This is a genomic window from Terriglobus sp. YAF25, assembly GCF_052113305.1.
Lineage (GTDB): Bacteria > Acidobacteriota > Terriglobia > Terriglobales > Acidobacteriaceae > Terriglobus.
In genome coordinates this window covers 1-1,463 of the sequence record NZ_JBFRCY010000933.1, presented here as the reverse complement: position 1 = coordinate 1,463, position 1,463 = coordinate 1, and the positions used below count along the sequence as shown (strand labels likewise).

Annotated in this window: 2 protein-coding genes; both read right to left on the bottom strand. The window is 53.9% G+C overall.

Going from position 1 to position 1,463, the window contains the following annotated elements; translation table 11 throughout:
- Nucleotides 1-113 precede the first annotated feature (113 nt).
- On the bottom strand, nt 114-680 hold the full coding sequence (locus tag AB4043_RS25370) for a DinB family protein (RefSeq protein ID WP_442299010.1): 567 nt from the start codon (nt 678-680) through the stop codon (nt 114-116).
- A gap of 510 nt (nt 681-1,190) precedes the next feature.
- On the bottom strand, nt 1,191-1,463 hold a 273-nt coding region (locus AB4043_RS25365; RefSeq protein WP_442308504.1), incomplete at its 5' end, for a hypothetical protein.

Here is a 1,463-nt window from a genome sequence, read left to right as displayed (position 1 = left end):
TGCCTGCCCCTAGATCACAGGAAGCAAATGCTGCCGGACTGGCTTTCTCGGCGCCGACACCCGGCGAGCGTGGCAAGGCTCGCGAATAAAACGGTGAGAAGGACGATTCGTCTTTACATCGTTTCTCTCTCTGGTTCTACAGCTTCTCTAGCCCTCCAGCCCTGCCACAAATGCCGCCGTTCGTGGGCAGCAATTGCCAAGAAACCAGCCACCAACGGGATCCTCAGCTTCACGAAGGGCATCGGGAAACGATAGTTCAAATCGAGATCACGATTTGCCATCAAAAAATCTCTAACTGCAACCTGCGACGCTTTCAATGCCAGGAAAGAATTCATCAACGTAGTCTGCCGAGGGAGAACGCTCGGATCGGTCTTGAACTTGACACGCCTTACTGGTGGCCCAAGGAGTCCGATCAAAAGCTTGCTCACTATCCCCGAGGAGGCTGGGCCGCACCTCAGCCTCCGTTTGCTTCGTGCTCGCTCCGTCGCGGATTGCATAGCGCGAAGAATGATGAGATTGAAGATGGCAAGATGTTCAAGACACTCCGCCACGCTCCATGAGCCGAGTGCACCCGTCCTGCGACCTTGTTCTTCGGTGAGCCCAGCGACTAGCTTTTCAGCATCGTGTTCTGCCGCAACAAGCTCATCGACAACTCTCTGGATATCTGGCGGTTCTGGCAAACTGCACCTCCATATTTCACGCGACCTCGTGCTTGAGCATTTTCCCTGTTGCTGGGTATCCCGAGAGGAGCGTGCAGCGGCGTTTTCATTGAGGAAAACGACCATAGATGCACAAGCCCCGCACTATGCCTACAGGAAAATGCGCTAACGCAGTAAGCGGCGTGCGGCTCGGATATGACTTCACGAACCCGTCGGTTTCACAGGAGACAGATGGGATAAAGCTCGAGAGGGAAACGAGCACGAAGACACTTCCAATCGTGTGCGCATGATTACCTTCTGCGTAGCTCGCGCAGCGTCAACGCGCATCAGATTTGGCGTCGTTCTTGGATCATCTCGTCGGTCGGTGGCGCGGTCACTAGGAACTATGGTGGGCAGGATGCGACCAAGCCGATGCGTAGGGAATGCTGAGATTGACATAGCTATTTCCACTCCAGGAGGGAGACTGGAATCGAAGCTAGATTATGAATTATCTTTTTGTCAACTTGTAACTAATAGTTTTCTGAAGTTTGACTAGGCAGTGAGAGATCGAATCGCGACGTTGGCGACGGCAAGTGCCTCATCCTCTTCCTTTTTGCCGGCTTGATCTAAGAGTGTCGGGTGGTAGAACAGTTCCGTCATTCGTGCGATCGCCTTCGAGGTCTCTCCGAGAGGAGTCTTCCGCTCGAAGTCGCCGGACTCGCGTCCCTGGAGGATGATTTTGCGGACCAGTTGGATGATGCCCTCTTTGAAGCGGGCAACGGATTCCCAGCCTTCCTCAAAAGACGCTGAAACCATGTCGTATAG